This window comes from Sphingomonas sp. PEI4 (genome assembly GCF_056679955.1).
Genome location: NZ_CM155258.1, coordinates 1,497,775 through 1,516,644, shown reverse-complemented (window position 1 = coordinate 1,516,644; position 18,870 = coordinate 1,497,775). Strand labels below are relative to the sequence as shown.

The following is an 18,870-nucleotide window of genomic DNA, read 5'->3' as shown; positions in this document are numbered from 1 at the left end:
TCCTTACTTGTTGCGGTTTGCGAACAGCACCGCGCCTGCGATCGCCGCCGAGCCGATACCGACGCCCAGTCCGATCTTCGCGAGCGGCCAGCTCTTGGCCTTTTCGGCGGCGTTGTGCGCGGCGGCTTCGGCCTGCAGCTTCGCCTCCTTCGCGGCGGCGAGGATTTCGTTCGGCGTGTCGCTGTCGATCTTGATGGTCACTTGGTCTCTCCTTCACTCTTCCGGACATACATCGCGCGGAAATCATTCGCGAACTGCGTCAGCGTCCCCGAGGCGATCGCCGCCCGCAGATCCGCCATCAGCGTTTCGTAGAACCAGATGTTATGCTCCGTCATGAGCATTGCGCCAAGCATTTCGCCCGACCGGACGAGGTGATGCAGATACGCCCGACCCCAGGTCGCGCAGACGGGGCAGGGGCAGGCGGGATCGAGTGGCCCCATATCCTCGGCAAATTTCGCGTTGCGGATGTTGATCGGGCCGGTTCGCGTGAACGCCTGGCCGGTGCGACCTGATCGCGTGGGCATCACGCAGTCGAACATGTCGATCCCGCGCTCGACCGCACCGACGATATCGTCGGGCTTGCCGACCCCCATCAGATAGCGCGGCTTGTCGACCGGGAGCTGGCCCGGCGCGAAGTCGAGGCAGCCGAACATCGCCTCCTGGCCCTCGCCGACCGCCAGCCCGCCGACCGCATAGCCGTCGAAGCCGATATCGATCAGCGCATCCGCCGACGATTTCCGGAACCCCTCGTTCAACGCGCCCTGCTGGATCCCGAAGATCGCGTTGTTCTCGGCATGATCTTCGCCCGCATCGAACGCCGCGCGCGACCGCTTCGCCCAGCGCATCGATCGCTCCATCGCGGCGGCCTGCACCTCGCGTGTCGACGTCGTCGGCACCAGTTCGTCGAACGCCATGACGATGTTCGATCCGAGCAGCCGCTGGATCTCGATCGACCGCTCCGGGCTCAACAGGTGCCGCGTACCGTCGAGGTGGGACTTGAACGACACGCCCTCCTCGGAACGCTTGGTGAGATCGGCAAGGCTCATCACCTGATAGCCGCCGGAATCGGTCAGGATCGGCTTCGCCCAGCCCGAAAACGCGTGCAGCCCCCCAAGTCGCGCGACCCGCTCGGCGCCCGGGCGCAGCATCAAATGATAGGTGTTGCCGAGGATGATGTCCGCGCCCGCACCGACCACGTCTGCGGGCTTCATCCCCTTGACCGTCGCCGCGGTACCGACCGGCATGAAGGCGGGCGTGCGGATGTCGCCGCGCTGCATCGCGATGACGCCAGTGCGCGCCTTGCCATCGGTAGCGGATATGGTGAAGTCGAAGCGAGGGCGGGTCATGGTATCAGCGTTTCTTGCGGATGCCGTAGCGATCGCCGACTGGCGCGCCGCGGATGGTGATGAGTTCGGCGCGGGTCAGCACGCCGTCCCTGTCGCGGTCGAACCGCACGAAGAACTGCACGAACCGCGTCTGCAATTCGGCAAGCGTGATCCGGTTGTCGCCGTCGCGATCGACCTCGAACGGGCTCGGCAACGCATTGCGATCGCCGAGCCACGCCTGCGCCCAATCAGCATAGGCGATGTACCCGATCGATCCCGTCGCCGCGCCCTCGGCGGTGGCATAGCTCCGCGCAACGCCCGCGGTCAGTTCGGCCTGCGTCACGCGGCCATCGCCATTCGCATCGCACGCGGCGATGAACAGCGCGGCTGGCTCGGCGAAGATCGTCGCAGGCGGCTGTGGCGTCCCCGCGGGCGGCGGGGCGGCCGTGATAGCCTGGAGCAGAGCGAAGGCGAGCAGCATGCCGCCAGTCATGGCAGCAGAAGCGAGGCGTCGCCATAGCTGTAGAACCGATACTTCCCCGCGATCGCATAGGCATACGCCGCCTGCATCCGTTCGCGCCCCATCAGCGCCGACACGAGCATGAACAAGGTCGATCGCGGCAGGTGGAAATTGGTCATCAATCCGTCGATCCCGCGGAACCGATAGCCCGGCGTGATGAAGATGGCGGTGTCGCCGTCGAACGGGCGGATCACGTCGTCCTCGCCGGTCGCGCTCTCGATCAGGCGCAGCGACGTCGTACCGACCGCGATCACCCGGCCACCGCCCGCGCGGACCGCGTTCAACCGATCGGCGGTCGCGGCATCGATCCGGCCCCATTCGGCGTGCATCCGATGCTCGGTCGTGTCGGTCGCCTTGACCGGCAGGAACGTCCCCGCGCCGACGTGCAGCGTCAGCGTCGCATGGCCGATCCCCGCCGCATCGAGCGCCGCCATCAGCTTCGGCGTGAAATGCAGCGCGGCGGTAGGCGCCGCGACCGCGCCCGGCTCGGACGCAAACATCGTCTGGTAATCGTCCGCATCGCGCTCGTCGGTTGGGCGCTTGCCGGCGATATACGGGGGCAGGGGCATGTGGCCCGCGCGCTCCAGCAGCAATTCCACCGGCTCGTCGCCCGCGAAGACCAGCGCGTAGCTGCCGTCGTCCTCGCGATCGACCGCCGCTGCGCTGACGCCGTTGCCGAACTCGATCACGTCGCCGTCACGGAGCCGCCGCGCGTTGCGGATGAACGCGCGCCACCGCCGCGGCCCCTCGCGCTTATGAAGCGTCGCGCCGATCTTCGCATCGCCGCGTCGCCCATCGAGCTGCGCCGGGATCACGCGCGTATCGTTGAATACGAGCATGTCGCCGCGTCGCAGCAGCAACGGCAGATCCGATACGCCCGCATCGCGCGTGGCGTCACCTTCGAGCACCAGCATCCGAGCAGCATCGCGCGGCGCCGCGGGGCGGAGCGCGATGTTGTCGGTCGGCAGGTCGAAGTCGAAAAGGTCGACGTTCAACGTGAAGTCACTTCTTTGCAGGAGCCTTCTTCGCCGCCGGCTTCCCAGGGGCCGCCTTGCGGGCCGGTGCAAGCTTCGGCTTGGCCGCGTTCGCACCGGTCGCCGTACCCGGCAACGTCACCGGCGCACCGAGCGCAGGGGCCGGGGGACCCGCGATATACGCCGGAGGATTGTCCGCCGCGATATAGGCATGAACGATCCGCGACGGGTTCGCCGGCGGCTCGCCGCGCTCGATCGTATCGACATACTGCATCCCGTCGATCACGCGACCAAACACGGTGTATTTCTTGTCGAGGCTCAGGCGCGGCTGGAAGACGATGAAGAACTGGCTGTTCGCGCTGTCCTCCTTGTCCGACCGCGCCGCCGAGACGGCGCCGCGAACGTGCGGCAGGTAATTGAACTCGGCCTTCAGGTCCGGCAGCGTCGAGCCGCCCGTGCCGTCGCCCTTGGGATCGCCGCCCTGCGCCATGAACCCGTCGATCACGCGGTGGAACGCCAGCCCGTCATAGAAATGCTGGCGCGTCAGCGTCTTGATCCGCTCGACCATCAGCGGCGCGACGTCGGGCCGCAGCCAGATCGTCACGCGCCCGCCGGTCGACAGGTCCAGCAGCAGCAGATTCTGCGTATCGGTCGTGAGCGGCGGCGTCTTGCGCTCCGCGGCGACCACGACGTCCTTCTTCTGCGCCGCGACCGGCACCGTGACCAGACACCCTAGCAACGCGAACATTCCGACGAAAAAGCGCATCAAATTCCCACTCGAAAGAGGCCCGGCGCAGCCAGGCTGCTGCCACTTAGAGCAAATCCCCGCTTGCGCCAATCTGAACGTGCGGGGGCGTTAACGGGAGGAAGCGATCTCCACCGCAGTTCGTCACCCCGGATTTGTTCCGGGGTCCACCGTTCCGCGCACTCAAGTCTCTCGACCGTGAGGAACCGTGGATGCCGGAACAAGCCCGGCATGACGGGCAGGGGATTAGCTACCCTTGCGCCCGATCTTCTCGACCCGCGCGATCACCTCTGCACACACCGCAGTCGGCACGAACTTCGCGATATTCCCGCCGTACAGCGCGATTTCCTTCACCAGCCGGCTTGCGATCGGCTGCAACGCGACGTCGGCCATCAGGAACACCGTCTCGACGCGCGGATTGATCTGCTGGTTCATCCCCGCCATCTGATACTCGTATTCGAAATCGGCGACGGCGCGCAGGCCCCGGACGATCACCTTCGCCCCCTGCCGCTCGGCAAAGTCCATCAGCAACGAATCGAATGCCACCACTTCGATATCGCCGTCGACGTCCGCCACTTCGCGGCGCACCGTCGCCATCCGCTCCTCGATCGTGAACATCGGCGACTTGGACGGATTGGTCGTCACCCCGATCACCAGCCTGTCGACCAGCTTCGCGCCCCGACGGATGATGTCCATGTGACCCAAGGTGACGGGATCGAATGTCCCCGGGTAAACGCCAATCCGTGCGGTCATTGCGATCTCCCAGGTGCCAAAATCAACGGTCGCGTTCGAGCACGAAGCGGGCGATATCCCGCAGCAAATCGGCTTCCTTGCCGTAGCTGTGCAGATGCGCCACGGCCTGGTCGACCAGCATCCGCGCCTGCTCACGTGCGCGCTCCGGGCCCAGCAGCGACAGGAACGTTTCCTTGCCCGCGCCATCGTCCTTGCGCAGCTTCTTGCCCGCGATCGCCTCGTCACCCTCGGCGTCTAGCAGGTCGTCGGCAATCTGGAACGCGAGCCCCAGGTCATGCGCATAGCCACGAAGCCCAATGCGGCCTTCGGGCGGCAATCGCCCAAGAATGGCGCCGGCTTCGACCGATGCGCAGATCAACGCGCCCGTCTTCATCTGCTGTAACCGCGTCACGGTATTGAGATCGAAGCGCGTGTTCTCCGCCTCGATATCCATTTTCTGACCGCCGGCCATGCCGTTCGGCCCAGACGCCCGCGCGAGGTCCATCACCAGTTCGACCCGCACGAACGGATCGGCATGCGTCGCCGGATCGGCGAGGATCTCGAACGCCATCGCGTGCAGGCAGTCGCCCGCCAGGATCGCGGTCGCCTCGTCGAACACCTTGTGCACGGTCGGCTTGCCGCGCCGCATGTCGTCGTCGTCCATCGACGGCAGATCGTCATGGATCAGCGAATAGACATGGATCGCCTCGATCGCGGTCGCGACCCGTGCCGAGCATTCGCGCGCGACGTCGAACAGGTTGGCGGTCGCGAACACCAGCAGCGGCCGCAGTCGCTTGCCACCACCGATCGCCGCGTGCCGCATCGCTCGATACAGGTCACTGCGGGGATCGTCGGGGATCGCCAGCAGCAGGTCGAACTGCCGGTCGATCTCGGCCGAAACGTCAGCGAGCGCGGCGTCGAGCGTGAGGGGCATGCCGCTCACCGCGTCAGCCCGCGGCAAACGGACGGACGCCGGCAGGTTTGCCCTCGCCGTCGAGCCGTATCGCCTCGATCCGCGCCTGCGCCGCGTCGAGCCGGTCCGCGCAACGCTGGCGCAGCTTGTTGCCACGCTCGTACAGCTCGATCGCCTGCTGAAGCGGCGTGTCGCCACTCTCCAGCTTCCCGACGATAAGCTCGAGTTCCTTCAGTGCATCCTCGAACGCGAGGTCTTCGATCGGCGTGTCCATGCCCGCCGCTATGGCGCAGGCACGCGACGAGGGTCAAGGATGCGCGAAGGAAGGGGATGCGCGAAGGAAGTTTGTGCGTGCGACATCGTCGTATCGATCAGCGCAACCGGCTGACCGTCCAGGTATAGAGCACCGAAACGCCGATCAGCCCGAGGTCCACCGCAGCCTGCATCCGGTGCGGCGATGGATCGCTGGTCTCGTGCGTGAGGATACGAATGTCGGCGGTCGGATGGCGGACGGTCAGCGCCATCAGCGCAAGTCCCGCGACCACAAGCACAGCCCTACGATCGCGCATCACCCATCTCCCGGCATCTTACGAGCATGCTCCGATCGGGGTCGTTCCGCAAGTGTATCAAGCGGCGATCGGCAGAACGCTGGCATCGCGGGATCGATCGCGTCCGGCGCCCTTCGCGGCGAACAGCGCACGATCGGCGCTGCGGTACAGCGCTTTCCAGTCCGCCTCGCGCAGCAGCGGTCCGGTACAGCTGCCGATACTGGCCGTGACGGCGATATCGAACGGCATCCGCTGGCTGCGCAATCGTTCGAGGATCATATCCGGCAGGATCGGAGTCGCCGCATCGACCAGGATGGCGAACTCCTCACCACCGATCCGCGCCACCAGAGCGTCGGGTGGCACCGCGTTGCGCAGCGCGCGGGCGACGACGCGCAGCACCTCGTCGCCGCCGTCATGCCCGATCGTCTCGTTGACGTGCTTGAAATGGTCGACGTCGGCGATCAGCAGCATCTGGTCGCCTGCACGGCCGATCGCCCGGTGCAGGAACGCACGACGGTTGAGCAGACCCGTCAGCGGCTCGGTATCCGCGAGCAGCCGGGCGGCGATCTCCTGTTCGCGCGCGGTATCGCGCTCGACGCTGAGCAGGCGTATCCGATAGGCAATTGCCAGGCTCGACAGCATCGATTCGAGCGCCATCGACAGGATCGTCGAATTGTCGAGCCACAGGCTCCAGTCCAGCAACGCAAAGGCGTTGGCGACGCGGAGGCTGGCGACCACGATCGGCACGCTCCACGCCAGCGCGAACAGCCACAGGAAATTGCTCCGCATCCGCCAGGCACGGAAAAGAATGATGGGGATCAGCACCAGCAACAGCAGGTACGCGCTTACCAGCATCGTATCGAACACGCGAAAATGCCAAGGCGCGCACGCAGCCCATAATGTGCTGGTCGTCAGCAGCGCGGCGATGACCCAGCTGCTTGCGGTTCGCAGCCACCCTGCAAACACCCCCTGTTCGAAGAAGGTGCGTGCGAACACCAGCGCAGACGCCGCCGATCCAGCGAGGAACAGCGTGTTCAGCCGTTGGCGATCGTTGTTGTCGAAGGTCGGGAACACCTGCCCCAAAGCACCCGAAGACGTCACCGCATACGCGAGCAGACACAGCAGGAGCAGGCAATACGCGGGTTGGAACGCCTGCCGCAACGCGCCCCACAGCGCGAGATTGTAGACGATCAGCGCGATCGCCATCCCGCCGAACGCGCCATAGAGTGCGGCAAGCAGGATCTCGGTGGTATCGCTTTGCGCGTGGTCGGCGAGCGCGGGACCCAGGATCAGGCCACGCAGGTTCGCTGACCCCTCGACATGCCACAGCAGCCGGACCGGGGCCGCGTCATGCGGCGGCAAGGATTGAACGATTACCGCACCAAGCCCGAGCAGGCGTCCCGCGGTGCGCGAGGTGAAGCCGGTGTAGCGGATCGATCCGTCGGCATAGAGCACGAACAGGGTCACCCGGTTCATCCAGGTGCTGCCGATCCGCACGGTATGATCGGCGGCGCGGATCGCGGGCAGGGGCTGCGACAATACCCAGAAATCACCGCTGCCAAATCGGGTTTGCGACGTGGTGCAGTCGAAACCGCGTGGCTGCCGGAACAGCGCACCGGGCGTCTGCCCCACGATCGCGGGACGAACGCAGACCGAAATCGGCGTCCCCGTCACGGCTGCGGCCGGCACGGCACAGGCAAGGCCGAACGCCAACGCGAACGCGCCGATCATCCACCGCAACCATGCCTTGCTTTCCATACGGCGATGCTAGCGAGGCTTTCCCAATTATCAGTAAACGCGAAAAAGTTCCGTCGCGGACGGGTTCTATGAAATTAAACGTCTCTTCCCTGATCCGGGGGGGGGCGCCAAAGGCTGATTCGTACATACCGCGCTTTCCGTCCAGCAAGAGCCAGCCCTCCTTCGGCGAGGGCCGATTGCAGTGCTGCGGATCCCTTTGGAGCGACCCACAAAAAAGCCTGCCACTGGAACGTTCCAGCGGCAGGCTCTTCAAATTACCAAGGTGCCAACGCTACTCCGCGCCGACCGTCTCGGTCTTGCCCTTCTTCTTGGGCTTCTTTGGTGCAGCAGGCTCGATCGCGAACGACAACGCGCCGTCCTTCATCTTCACCGTCACCTCGCCGCCGTGGACCAGCTTGCCGAACAACAATTCCTCGGCGAGCGGCTGCTTGATCTTCTCCTGGATCAGGCGACCCATCGGCCGTGCGCCGTACAGTCTGTCATAGCCCTTGGTCGTCAACCACGCCTTCGACTCGTCGTCGAGGACGATGTGCACGCCGCGGTCCGCCAGCTGCAATTCGAGCTGCAGGATGAACTTGTCCACGACCCGCGCCACCACTTCGGTCGGCAGATACCCGAACGGCACCACCGCATCGAGACGGTTGCGGAATTCCGGCGTGAACATCTTCTGCACCGCCTGCTCGTCCTCGCCTTCGCGCGTCAGGTTCCCGAAGCCGACCGTCTCGCGCGCCATGTCGCTGGCGCCCGCATTGGTCGTCATGATCAGGATGACGTTGCGGAAATCGACAGACTTGCCGTGCTGGTCGGTCAGCCGCCCGTTATCCATCACCTGCAACAGGATGTTGAACAGGTCCGGATGCGCCTTCTCGATCTCGTCGAGCAGAAGCACGCAGTGCGGGTTCTGGTCGACCGCATCGGTCAGCAGACCGCCCTGATCGAACCCGACATAGCCCGGCGGCGCACCGATCAGACGGCTGACCGAATGCCGCTCCATATACTCGCTCATGTCGAACCGCTGGAGCGGAATCCCCAAGATCGTCGACAGCTGCTTGGCGACTTCGGTCTTGCCGACACCGGTTGGGCCGGTGAACAGATAGTTGCCGATCGGCTTCTCCGGCTCGCGCAGGCCCGCCCGCGCCAGCTTGATCGCCGACGACAGCTTCTCGATCGCCGCATTCTGCCCGAACACCACGCGCTTCAGGTCCGTCTCGAGCGTGGCCAGAGCCAGCTTGTCGTCGGTCGAGACCGACTTAGGCGGGATGCGCGCCATCGTCGCGATGACCTGTTCGATCTCCTTGGGGGTGATCGTCTTCTTGCGCTTGTTCGGCGGCACCAGCATCTGCATCGCGCCGACCTCGTCGATCACGTCGATCGCCTTGTCCGGCAGCTTGCGGTCGTTGATGTACCGCGCCGACAGCTCCACCGCCGACTTGATCGCATCGGGCGTGTACTTGACGTTGTGGTGATCCTCGAACGCCGAACGCAGGCCAGCGAGGATCTTGATGGTATCCTCGATCGTCGGCTCATTCACGTCGATCTTCTGGAAGCGCCGCAGCAGAGCGCGGTCCTTCTCGAAGTGATTGCGGAACTCCTTGTACGTCGTCGAGCCGATGCACCGGATCGTACCGCCGCTAAGCGCCGGCTTGAGCAGGTTCGACGCATCCATGGCGCCGCCGCTGGTCGCGCCCGCACCGATCACGGTATGAATCTCGTCGATGAACAGCACCGCATCGGGAAGCTTCTCAAGCTCGTTGACGACCGCCTTCAGCCGCTCCTCGAAGTCGCCACGATACCGCGTCCCCGCCAGCAACGCGCCCATGTCGAGCGAGTAGATGACGGCAGGCAAGAGCACGTCGGGCACGTCGCCCTCGACGATCTTGCGCGCCAGCCCTTCCGCGATCGCGGTCTTGCCCACGCCCGGATCGCCGACATACAGCGGGTTGTTCTTCGACCGGCGGCACAGGATCTGGATCGTCCGATCCACCTCCGGGCCGCGCCCGATCAGCGGATCGACCTTGCCGGCCTTCGCCTTCTCGTTGAGATCGACGGTGAATTGCTTGAGTGCGCTTTCCGTCTTCTTCTCCTGTCCCTTGGCTGGCTTCTCGTCGTCCGCACCCTTTGGCGTGGATGCTTCGGTTGCCTGCTGTCCGCCCTTGCCAACACCGTGGCTGATGAAGCTGACCGCATCTAGGCGGCTCATGTCCTGCTGCTGCAGGAAATAGACGGCATAGCTCTCGCGCTCGCTGAACAAGGCGACGAGTACGTTGGCGCCCGTCACTTCGTCGCGGCCCGAGGACTGGACGTGCAAGATCGCGCGCTGGACGACGCGCTGGAACCCGCTGGTGGGGGAGGGGTCGGTCGCCGCATCGACCTTCAGCGCATCGAGTTCGCTGTCGAGGTAATGCGAAACCGTATTCTTCAGTTCGCCGATCTCGACGTTGCACGCGGTCATGACCTTCGACGCATGTTCGTCGTCGATCAGCGCGAGCAACAGATGCTCCAGCGTCGCATATTCGTGGCGCCGGGACGATGCCGCCTCGAGCGCCTTGTGCAGCGTGGTCTCGAGGGCGGGTGCAAATGATGGCATTTACAATACTCCTGTCGGGCTGCGAACACGCAGGCCCTTTGCCACTATGTCGGAACTGATATCGGTCGCATCAAGCACTTGAACCCGGCCCCCTCCGTTCCTGCGCTGGCTAAATGCAGCGCGTGTGAAGGCGGGGAGGGCGGTCACTGCCTGAACAGGTCGTCGGCGATGGCCCGGTGACTGACGGCGCGGTCCTTTTTCAGCTGGCACCGCGCGATCTCGCCCTGCAGCACGGTAATCCGCGCATCGAGCTCGGCGACCGACAGCGGATCGAGGTCCTGCCGCACGAGCGCGTCGAGCAGATCGTCGGGACGAGAGGGGGCGTCTTCCAGGTCCATCGTGCCTCTAACGTTGACCCGCACCGGAGTGATGTCAATAAGGCGCTGAAATCAAATGGGGCGTGCTGCGCTGATGACAATCGATACCGTACCCGCCGTGATGCCCGACGTCATGAAGGCGATCGATCCCGAACAGCCCGGTGGTCCCGAAGTCCTGGTGCTGGTCGATCGTCCGGTGCCGAAACCGGGTGCGGGCGAGGTTCTGGTCAAGGTGGCCGCGGCCGGGGTCAACCGTCCCGAAGTCATGCAGCGCCAGGGCAAATACCCGCCGCCGCCCGGCGCGCCGTCCATTCTGGGCATGGAAATCTCCGGCACGATCGTCGCGGTCGGCGAGGGCATCGGCGACGAACAGGTCGGCCAGCTCGTCTGCGCGCTGATCTCGGGCGGCGCCTATGCCGAATACGCGGTCGCGCCGTTCGGCCAGTGCCTCCCCGTCCCGGAAGCACTGACGATGGTCGAGGCGGCGGCGATGCCCGAGACGCTCTTCACCGTCTGGACCAACCTCTTCGAACGCGCCTACGCGATGGAGGGTGACACCGTCCTGGTCCACGGCGGCACCAGCGGCATCGGCACGATGGCGATCGCCCTGTGCAACGTGTTCGGCATCGACATCATCGTCACCGCGGGCTCGAAGGCCAAGTGCGAAGCCGCGCTAAGCCTCGGCGCGACCCATGCCATCGACTATAAGTCGGAGGATTTCGTCGAGCGCGTGAAGCAGATCACCGGCGGCAGGGGCGTCGCGGCGGTGCTCGACATGGTCGGCGGCGATTACGTCCCCCGCAACCTGCAATGCCTCGCCGAAGACGGCCGCCACGTCTCGATCGCGGTCCAGGGCGGCATGATGGCGACCGTCCCCCTGTTCGAAATCATGCGCCGCCGCCTGACGCTGACCGGCTCCACGCTCCGACCGCGCGACACCGCGTTCAAGTCGCTGGTCGCTGACGAACTGGCGCGCACGGTGTGGCCGCACGTCGAGGCCGGCAAGCTGAAGCCGGTGATCGACCGAACCTTCGCCTTCGCCGACGCGCCGGCGGCGCACACACGGATGGAAGCGGGCGATCACGTTGGAAAAATCGTGCTGACGATGGAGTGAGAGGAAGGGGCCCGGTTGCCATGCCCGCGCCTGATCCCGCCCCCTCCCGTCACCCCCAGCGAAAGCTGGGGTATCCCCGTTTGACGGCCGAAATTCCTCCAGCGCACCACCACCACCCCGGCGAAGGCCGGGGCCCAATTGGGGGACGCTGCTGATCGAGCGCAGTTCTCCGTTACTTCAACCTTTCCAATTGGGCCCCGGCCTCCGCCGGGGTGGTGTGCTTGAAACGCTACTGCGCCAAAACTTGTTCTCCCGCAAAGGCGGGAGCCCAGTCTGGATCCCCGCCTTCGCGGGGAAACAAGCTATACTCGGCGATGACTTCGAACAGTCACCGGACTGCGACCACCCTGTCACAATACTCGGCTAATACTCGCGACAAGGATAGTTTTGCGGGGGCAGGCTCATGAACGCCGTTACGACGTTTTCGCCATCTAGCATCTTGGGCGCCGATATCACTGATATCGCCGACTTCATCCATTCCCGGCCCGCAGTACCGGAGCCGGTCGTCGAGCGACGCCAATATCGCACGATCTGGATTTCCGACGTCCATCTCGGCACTCGCGGCTGCAACGCCGGGATGCTCAACGACTTTCTCGACCACGTCGACAGCGAGACGATGTATCTCGTCGGCGACATGATCGACGGCTGGCGGCTCAAGAAGAAGTTCTACTGGCCCGCCGCGCACAACGACGTGATCTGGCGCCTGCTCAAGCGCGCCAAGCGCGGCACCCGCGTCGTCTACATCCCCGGCAACCACGACGAGGTGTTCCGGCAATATTCGGGCCTCGACCTGGGGGGCATCTCGATCCGCCGCAACGCGGTCCACGAGACGGCGGATGGCCGTCGCCTGCTGGTGCTCCACGGCGACGAGTTCGACGCGATCACTCTGGCGCACCGCTGGGTCGCCCACATCGGCGACGCCGCCTACACGATGCTGATGGGCCTCAATCGCTGGGTCAACGCCGCCCGCCGACGGCTCGGTATGCCCTATTGGTCGCTGTCGAAGCACGCCAAGGCCAAGGTCAAGAACGCGGTCGCCTTCATCTCGCACTTCGAGGAAGTCGTCGCGCATGCCGCCGGCGTCCGCGGTGTCGAGGGCGTGGTCTGCGGTCACATCCACACCGCCGAAATGCGCGAGATCGCCGGCATCGCCTATTACAATGACGGTGACTGGGTCGAAGGCTGCACGGCCTTGGTCGAGCACTTCGATGGCCGCATGGAACTCCTCCACTGGGGCGACGAAATCGCCGCCCGCGAGCGCGACAAGATCGTCACCCTAGCCGCCTGACTTAAAACCCCTCTCCCCCACGGGGAGAGGGAAAGACGCGAAGCGGCGAGGGTGAGGGCAAGTCCACCGCACTAGCGAAAAAGCGTGCCCTCACCCGCCCACCGCAAAAGCGGTGGGCCCCTCCCTCTCCCTCGCGGGAGAGGGACAAGCAGGAGAAAATCGATGCGTATCGCAATCGTCACGGACGCCTGGAGCCCGCAAGTCAACGGCGTCGTCCGCACCCTTCAGTCGGTGCAGCGCGAACTCGAATCGATCGGCCATGAGGTGCTGGTAGTTTCCCCCGAACGCTTCGCCTCGATGCCATGTCCGACCTACCCCGAGATTCGCCTCGCCTTCGCCCGTTCAGGCGCCGTCGGTCGCATGCTCGCCGCCTTCGGGCCGGACGCGATCCACCTCGCTACCGAGGGCCCGGTCTGCCTCGCGGCCCGCTCGTGGTGCCTCGCCCGCGCACTTCCGTTCACCAGCGCGTACCACACGCAGTTCCCAGACTATATCGCAGCCCGCACCGGCGCGAACCCCGACTGGATCTGGCGTTACATCCGCTGGTTCCACCGCCCCGCCCAGTCGATCCTTGTCTCGACCCCCTCCGTCGCCGCAACGCTCGCCGCGAAAGGCCTGCACCAGGTCCGTGAATGGGGCAGGGGCGTCGACTTCGCGCAGTTCGGCCTGGACGGCGCCCGCGATCCCGAGATGGCCGCACTTCCCGGCCCGATCCTCCTCTATGTCGGGCGCGTCGCGGTCGAGAAGAACATCGAGGCGTTCCTCTCCTCAGCGCACCCCGGCACCAAGGTCGTCGTCGGCGAAGGCCCCGCCCGCGCCTCGCTCGCGCGTCGCTTCCCGGACGCGGTCTTTCTCGGCCAACGCTCCGGCCTGGACCTCGCCGCCGCCTACCGCACCGCCGACGTGCTCGTGTTCCCGAGCCGCACCGACACGTTTGGCCTCGTCATGATCGAAGCTTTGGCGTGCGGCACGCCCGTCGCGGCCTACCCGGTAACCGGCCCGATCGACGTCCTCGACGACCGCGTCGGCGCGATGCACGACGATCTCGACACCGCAATCGCCACCGCGCTGACCCGCGACCGCGTCACCTGCGCCGCCTACGCCGCGCGCTACAGCTGGCCGGCCAGCGCACGCCAGTTCCTCCACGCGCTCGTCCCCCTCGAAGGAAAGCTCATGGCCGCCTGAGCTTGTTCGCTTGCCTGTTGCCCCCGCGCGCACTAAGTCTCTCTCATGTCAGGCCGCTCCGAAAGGGGCGGCCCTTTCTATTTTTACGGAGTTTCCGCCGTGGCCCAGCCGCTCATGCCCCACGCGACCGCCGCCTGGATGGTCGACAATACCGCGCTCAGCTTCGAGCAGATCGCGGACTTCTGCGGCCTGCACATCCTCGAGATCCAGGCGATCGCCGACGACACCACCTCGACCAAGCTGACCGGTCGCGATCCCGTCCGCGCGCACGAAGTGACGCAGGAAGAGATCGACAAGGGTGCCGCCGACCCCGATTACCAGCTCAAGATGATTAAGGGCCCCGATCAGGTCCGCCGCACCAAGGGTCCGCGCTACACGCCGGTCTCGAAGCGCCAGGACAAGCCCGACGGCATCTCGTGGATCATCCGCAATCACCCCGAGATCACCGACGGCGCGATTTCGCTGCTGATCGGCACGACACGCACGACCATCGCCGCGATCCGCGACCGCAGCCACTGGAACATCGCCAACATCACGCCGAAGGATCCGGTCACGCTCGGCCTGACCTCGCAGCGTGAGTTGGACGCGGCGGTGGCGAAGGCGGCGAAGGCGGCGGGCATGGAAGCCCCCACCGACACCCGCCTCGAAGGCGACCGCGAGGTCCTGCTCCAGCAGCTCCGCGCAGAACGCACCCAGGCGGCCGCGGACGCGCAGTTCGTGGCAGAAGGTGGCGTGTTGCCGGTCAAGCCGCTCTTCGACGACCCCTTCAAGCGTTGACCTCACTTCCCCTCCCGCAAGCGGGAGGGGGCAGGGGTGGGCTCGCGCTTTCCTGCTGCGATACTGTCGACAAGGTCCGCCAACCGATCTGGCCTAGACGATTCTGGCCTAGACGATGCAGCGCTATGATGGCCTCCCTGCTTCGCTGCTTCGCTGCTTCGCTGCTTCGCTGCTTCGCTGCTTCGCTGCTTCGCTGCTTCGCTGCCTCGCCGTCATGCCGGGCTTGTTCCGGCATCCACGGTTCCGCAAAACCGAGCGAATTGAGTTCGCGGGCCGGTGGACCCCGGAACAAGCCCGGGGTGACGGAGCACGTGGAGCATCGTAGCGACACAAGATGATCCAATCCTCCCCCCGCCGGGAGGAGGTGGCTGGCACTCGCCAGACGGAGGGGGCGGAAAGGGTAACCTCTGTTCCGTCATCCTGACGAAAGTCAGGACCCAGGGCCATCAGCGCCGCCCCGCGTTACTCTGGGTCCTGACTTTCGTCAGGATGACGGAGTAGGTTTGCTGGCCCCCCGCCAGCACTATCTCCCGCCACATCCAGTTGCTAACTGCAACGGATGGCAACCCAACCCGACACAGCATTCGCGCCGACAAGCCACAAGGGCCTGACCTATCCCTTCGGCGGCGCCGAGCCGAAAACGGGCGGCACGATGCAAGTCGCCCCCGGCATAGACTGGGTCCGCCTCAAAATCCCCGGCCCCCTGCGCCACGTAAACTGCTGGCTTCTCGCCGACACCGATGGCGAAGCGCTGATCGACACCGGCATGAACACGTCTGAAGCCCGTGACGCCTGGAAAGCCATCTTCAACGGTCCCAAAGCCGGCACCCGCATCACCAGGATGATCGGCACACACTTCCACCCCGACCATATCGGCCTGGCCGGCTGGATGTGCGACCATCACGCCGCGCCCCTAATCATGACCCGAGCCGAGTGGCTAACCGCGCGCATGCTCGCGGCCGACGCCCGCGACTCGGTCCCCCGCGAAATGCTCGCCTTCTGGCAATCCGCTGGCTGGGACTCCGCGCAGATCGACTACGCCACCGCCAAGGGCTGGGCCGGCTTCCGCAAGATCATCACCCCGCTCCTGCTCAGCTACACCCGCATCGAAGACGGCGACACGCTTACGATCGGCACGCGCGACTGGCGGATCGTAACGGGCTCCGGCCACTGCCCCGAACATGCGTGCCTGTACGACGAAGCCGGCGGCATCCTCATCGCCGGCGACCAGGTCTTGCCCCGCATCAGCCCCAACGTCTCGCTCGGCGTCACCGAACCGAACGCCGACCCGTTGGGCGACTGGTTCGCCTCGATCGCCAAGCTGAAGACGCTGCCCGCCGACCTGCTCGTCCTTCCGGGCCACGGCGATCCGTTCACCGGCCTCCACACGCGCCTCGACGCGATGGACCGCGAACACCGCGAACGGCTCGACGAACTCGCCGTCTTCCTCGCCGAACCCCGCCGCGCGGTCGACTGCTTCGGCCGCCTGTTCCGCCGCGCGATCGGCCCCGACGTGCTCGGCATGGCGACCGGCGAAGCGCTCGCCCATCTGCGCCGCCTCGAAGTCGAGGGGCGCGCCGCCCGCGACACGCACGATGGCGTGTGGTGGTGGCGCGCGACCTGAGCTAGCATGCGGCCAAATTCAAGAGGATAGGCCCATGTGCGACGAGCATACCGCAGACGATAACGCAGCCTATCTGGCCGGCGTCTCGCGCCGCCAGTTCGGCGTTATGACCGGCGCGATGGGCCTGACGATGCTCTTGCCCGCGCCCGCCAATGCCGCGGTCATCAAGGGCCGCGACGTCGCGATCGCCACGCCCGACGGCAAGGCCGACGCCTATTTCGTCGCGCCCGCCACTGGCAAGCATCCCGGCGTGCTGATCTGGCCCGACATCATGGGCCTGCGCCCCGCCTTCCGCCAGATGGCCGACCGGCTCGCGCAATCGGGCTATGCGGTGCTGGTCGTCAACCAGTTCTACCGCTCGACCAAGGCACCGTTCCTGAAGCCCGGCGAATCCTACGATCAACCGGCAGTCCGCGCCCGCATCGCGCCGTTCCGCGACGCGCTTACGTCCGAAGGCACGGTCCGCGACGCCAAGGCGTTTACCGCCTTCATCGACGCGCAACCGCAGGTCGATCGCAAACGTGGGCTGGCCACTACGGGCTATTGCATGGGCGGCCCGATGGTCATGCGCACCGCAGCGGCGGTTTCGAACCGCATCCGCGCAGCCGCCACCTTCCACGGCGGCGGCTTCGTCACCGACAAGCCCGACAGCCCGCACCTCCTGATCCCACAGATGAGGGCGCAATACCTCATCGCGATCGCCGCCAACGACGACGCGCGCGCACCGACCGACAAGGACACGCTCCGCACAGCTTTCGCTGCAGCCAAACTCCCCGCCGAGATCGAAGTCTACGAAGGCACGATGCACGGCTGGTGCCCGCCCGACTCCAAGGTCTACAACCCGGTCCAGGCGGACAAGGCCTGGGCGCGCATGCTCACGCTGTTCGACAAGGCGCTCGTGTAAGGGGGCGGGGCTAGTAACTGAACCTATCGTTCCACTTCCTTGTTCTCCCGCCTTCGCGGGAGAACAAACTTACTTCGCCAGCCAGACGCTTGACCGCACCCTCTCTCCATGTGACCTTCGTTCGCGATTCGTTCCAAGGAAAAGTCCATGACGCTGACCCTGTACACCAACCCGATGTCGCGCGGCCGGATCGCCCGGTGGATGCTCGAAGAGGTCGGCGCCGACTATGAGACGGTCGTGCTCGATTATGCCTCGGCGATGAAGTCCGAAGCATATCTGTCGATCAACCCGATGGGCAAGGTCCCCGCGATCGTCCACCACGGCAAGACCATCACCGAATGTGCGGCGATTTGCGCATATCTCGCCGAAGCGTTTCCCGAGGCCGGCCTTGCACCGCGCGACGAAGAGCGCGCCGACTATTATCGCTGGTTGTTCTACGCAGCCGGCCCGGTCGAATCCGCGGTCACCAACCGTTCGCTCGGCGTCGTCCCCACCGACACGCAACAGCGGATGGTCGGCTATGGCAGCTTCGATGCCGTCGTGGACGTTTTGGAACGCGCCGTATCCGCGCATCCTTTCATCGCCGGCAATCGCTTCACCGCGGCCGATGTGTATGTCGGGTCGCAGATCCTGTTCGGCCTGCAGTTCGGCTCGTTACCCAAACGGGACGCGTTCGCCGACTATGCCGCGCGTCTGACCGAACGTCCGGCCTATCTCAGGGCAGGGGCGTTGGACGACGCGCTGATCGCGGCTGCCGCCTAAGACCGACCGATAGGTCACACCGGTCTCATCCACAGCCCTCTCCCGCCGAGATCCGTCATTCTGACGAAATTCAGGATCCAGAGCCATGCGCACACCGCCTGGTATCCTGGCTCCTGACTTTCGTCAGGATGACGACGGAAATAGGTCGGATCCCGAGGCAAATTCCGTGCATCGGGGGAGGGACGCCTGAGGCGGCAATAGGTATAGGCACCGCGTCAGCGCGACGCGAAGACCCGATCAAGACCGACCCTGCCAACGCGTTCTTTAGTGAAGGCCGATCAAGCCGCCCACTTCGCCAGCCAGTCGGCCAGCGCCTGCGGGCCCATCGACCGCGCATCCGCCAATTCGGTCTCATGCCCCGCGTTCAGCAACTTGTTGCTGCGCGGATCGACGATCAGCACCGCCGGCACGCCCTTCAGGCGCCCCTTGATGCCGTATCTCGCGGCGATTTGCCCGTTCTTGTCGAACCGGCCGATATCGACCGTGACGACCACGAACTTGCTGTCCACGAACCGCTTCATCTCCGGCAGGTCGATCGTTCCGGCGAGCAACCGGCAGTCGAGGCACCAGTTGCCGCCAAGATCGATCAGCAACCGCTTGTGCGTCTTCAGGGCGCGCGCACGCGCAGCGGCGACCTGTGCATTGGCGTTCGCCGCCTCGTCATAGGGCAGCGGCAAGGGCTGCGGCAGCTTGGCGAAGCTCGCCGTATTGACGTGAGGCGCCACGACTTTTGCGCGAGGCGCAGCCGGTGCGGCCACCGCAATGGCGAGCAAGGCAAGGGCAGCGATACGGCGCAT

Annotated in this window: 20 protein-coding genes; 7 read left to right on the top strand and 13 right to left on the bottom strand. The window is 65.5% G+C overall.

Annotated elements, in window-relative coordinates; translation table 11 throughout:
• Nucleotides 1-3: 3 nt before the first annotated feature.
• The 12 genes from AC1MLZ_RS06910 to AC1MLZ_RS06855 all read right to left on the bottom strand — a co-directional run bounded on the left by AC1MLZ_RS06910 (nt 4) and on the right by AC1MLZ_RS06855 (nt 10,440).
• Nucleotides 4-201 carry a hypothetical protein gene (locus tag AC1MLZ_RS06910; RefSeq protein WP_197978314.1) on the bottom strand — a complete coding sequence of 66 codons (198 nt, stop codon included), beginning with the start codon at nt 199-201 and terminating at the stop codon, nt 4-6.
• Entirely contained in the window at nt 198-1,346 is a 1,149-nt protein-coding gene (gene tgt / locus AC1MLZ_RS06905; RefSeq protein ID WP_480960978.1) for a tRNA guanosine(34) transglycosylase Tgt, read from the bottom strand. The genes AC1MLZ_RS06910 and tgt overlap by 4 nt, the downstream gene beginning before the upstream one ends.
• Before the next feature lie 4 nt (nt 1,347-1,350).
• Entirely contained in the window at nt 1,351-1,806 is a 456-nt protein-coding gene (locus tag AC1MLZ_RS06900; RefSeq protein ID WP_480960977.1) for an EF-hand domain-containing protein, read from the bottom strand.
• 8 nt (nt 1,807-1,814) lie between these two features.
• Nucleotides 1,815-2,840, bottom strand: coding sequence for a tRNA preQ1(34) S-adenosylmethionine ribosyltransferase-isomerase QueA (gene queA, locus AC1MLZ_RS06895; RefSeq protein WP_480960976.1), 1,026 nt, complete (start codon nt 2,838-2,840; stop codon nt 1,815-1,817).
• Between the two features lie 7 nt (nt 2,841-2,847).
• Nucleotides 2,848-3,585: a peptidylprolyl isomerase gene (locus tag AC1MLZ_RS06890; RefSeq protein WP_480960975.1), complete on the bottom strand. Its 738-nt coding sequence runs from the start codon at nt 3,583-3,585 to the stop codon at nt 2,848-2,850.
• Nucleotides 3,586-3,810: 225 nt separating this feature from the next.
• A complete protein-coding gene (coaD, locus tag AC1MLZ_RS06885; RefSeq protein ID WP_480960974.1) occupies nt 3,811-4,317 on the bottom strand; it encodes a pantetheine-phosphate adenylyltransferase in 507 nt (168 codons plus the stop codon).
• A gap of 22 nt (nt 4,318-4,339) precedes the next feature.
• Complete coding sequence (locus tag AC1MLZ_RS06880; protein WP_480961483.1) at nt 4,340-5,230, bottom strand: polyprenyl synthetase family protein; 891 nt, start codon at nt 5,228-5,230, stop codon at nt 4,340-4,342.
• A 13-nt stretch (nt 5,231-5,243) separates the two neighbouring features.
• Nucleotides 5,244-5,483, bottom strand: a complete 240-nt coding sequence (locus AC1MLZ_RS06875; protein WP_128454318.1) for an exodeoxyribonuclease VII small subunit — start codon at nt 5,481-5,483, stop codon at nt 5,244-5,246.
• A gap of 97 nt (nt 5,484-5,580) precedes the next feature.
• Nucleotides 5,581-5,778: a hypothetical protein gene (locus AC1MLZ_RS06870; protein ID WP_480960973.1), complete on the bottom strand. Its 198-nt coding sequence runs from the start codon at nt 5,776-5,778 to the stop codon at nt 5,581-5,583.
• A 57-nt stretch (nt 5,779-5,835) separates the two neighbouring features.
• A complete protein-coding gene (locus AC1MLZ_RS06865) occupies nt 5,836-7,515 on the bottom strand; it encodes a GGDEF domain-containing protein (RefSeq protein WP_480960972.1) in 1,680 nt (559 codons plus the stop codon).
• Nucleotides 7,516-7,786: 271 nt separating this feature from the next.
• Complete coding sequence (gene clpA, locus AC1MLZ_RS06860) at nt 7,787-10,102, bottom strand: ATP-dependent Clp protease ATP-binding subunit ClpA (RefSeq protein ID WP_480960971.1); 2,316 nt, start codon at nt 10,100-10,102, stop codon at nt 7,787-7,789.
• A gap of 143 nt (nt 10,103-10,245) precedes the next feature.
• Nucleotides 10,246-10,440, bottom strand: coding sequence for a DUF1192 domain-containing protein (locus tag AC1MLZ_RS06855; RefSeq protein ID WP_480960970.1), 195 nt, complete (start codon nt 10,438-10,440; stop codon nt 10,246-10,248).
• 73 nt (nt 10,441-10,513) lie between these two features.
• On the opposite strand from AC1MLZ_RS06855, the gene AC1MLZ_RS06850 reads away from it, so the two are divergent.
• From AC1MLZ_RS06850 to AC1MLZ_RS06820, 7 genes are all read left to right on the top strand, one after another.
• Entirely contained in the window at nt 10,514-11,533 is a 1,020-nt protein-coding gene (locus AC1MLZ_RS06850; protein WP_480960969.1) for an NAD(P)H-quinone oxidoreductase, read from the top strand.
• Nucleotides 11,534-11,936: 403 nt separating this feature from the next.
• A complete protein-coding gene (locus AC1MLZ_RS06845; RefSeq protein WP_480960968.1) occupies nt 11,937-12,821 on the top strand; it encodes a UDP-2,3-diacylglucosamine diphosphatase in 885 nt (294 codons plus the stop codon).
• Between the two features lie 162 nt (nt 12,822-12,983).
• Nucleotides 12,984-14,006 (top strand): glycosyltransferase family 4 protein, encoded by a 1,023-nt coding sequence (locus AC1MLZ_RS06840; protein WP_480960967.1) that lies wholly within the window; start codon nt 12,984-12,986, stop codon nt 14,004-14,006.
• 99 nt (nt 14,007-14,105) lie between these two features.
• Nucleotides 14,106-14,783, top strand: a complete 678-nt coding sequence (locus tag AC1MLZ_RS06835) for a cell cycle transcriptional regulator TrcR (protein WP_480960966.1) — start codon at nt 14,106-14,108, stop codon at nt 14,781-14,783.
• 559 nt (nt 14,784-15,342) lie between these two features.
• Entirely contained in the window at nt 15,343-16,407 is a 1,065-nt protein-coding gene (locus tag AC1MLZ_RS06830; RefSeq protein WP_480960965.1) for an MBL fold metallo-hydrolase, read from the top strand.
• Nucleotides 16,408-16,441: 34 nt separating this feature from the next.
• The gene (locus AC1MLZ_RS06825; protein ID WP_480960964.1) at nt 16,442-17,311 is read left to right on the top strand and encodes a dienelactone hydrolase family protein; all 870 of its coding nucleotides are present in this window, start codon (nt 16,442-16,444) and stop codon (nt 17,309-17,311) included.
• A 147-nt stretch (nt 17,312-17,458) separates the two neighbouring features.
• Complete coding sequence (locus tag AC1MLZ_RS06820) at nt 17,459-18,073, top strand: glutathione S-transferase family protein (protein WP_480960963.1); 615 nt, start codon at nt 17,459-17,461, stop codon at nt 18,071-18,073.
• 278 nt (nt 18,074-18,351) lie between these two features.
• Here the strand turns inward: AC1MLZ_RS06820 and AC1MLZ_RS06815 are convergent, their stop codons facing one another.
• Nucleotides 18,352-18,870, bottom strand: coding sequence for a thioredoxin family protein (locus AC1MLZ_RS06815; RefSeq protein WP_480961482.1), 519 nt, complete (start codon nt 18,868-18,870; stop codon nt 18,352-18,354).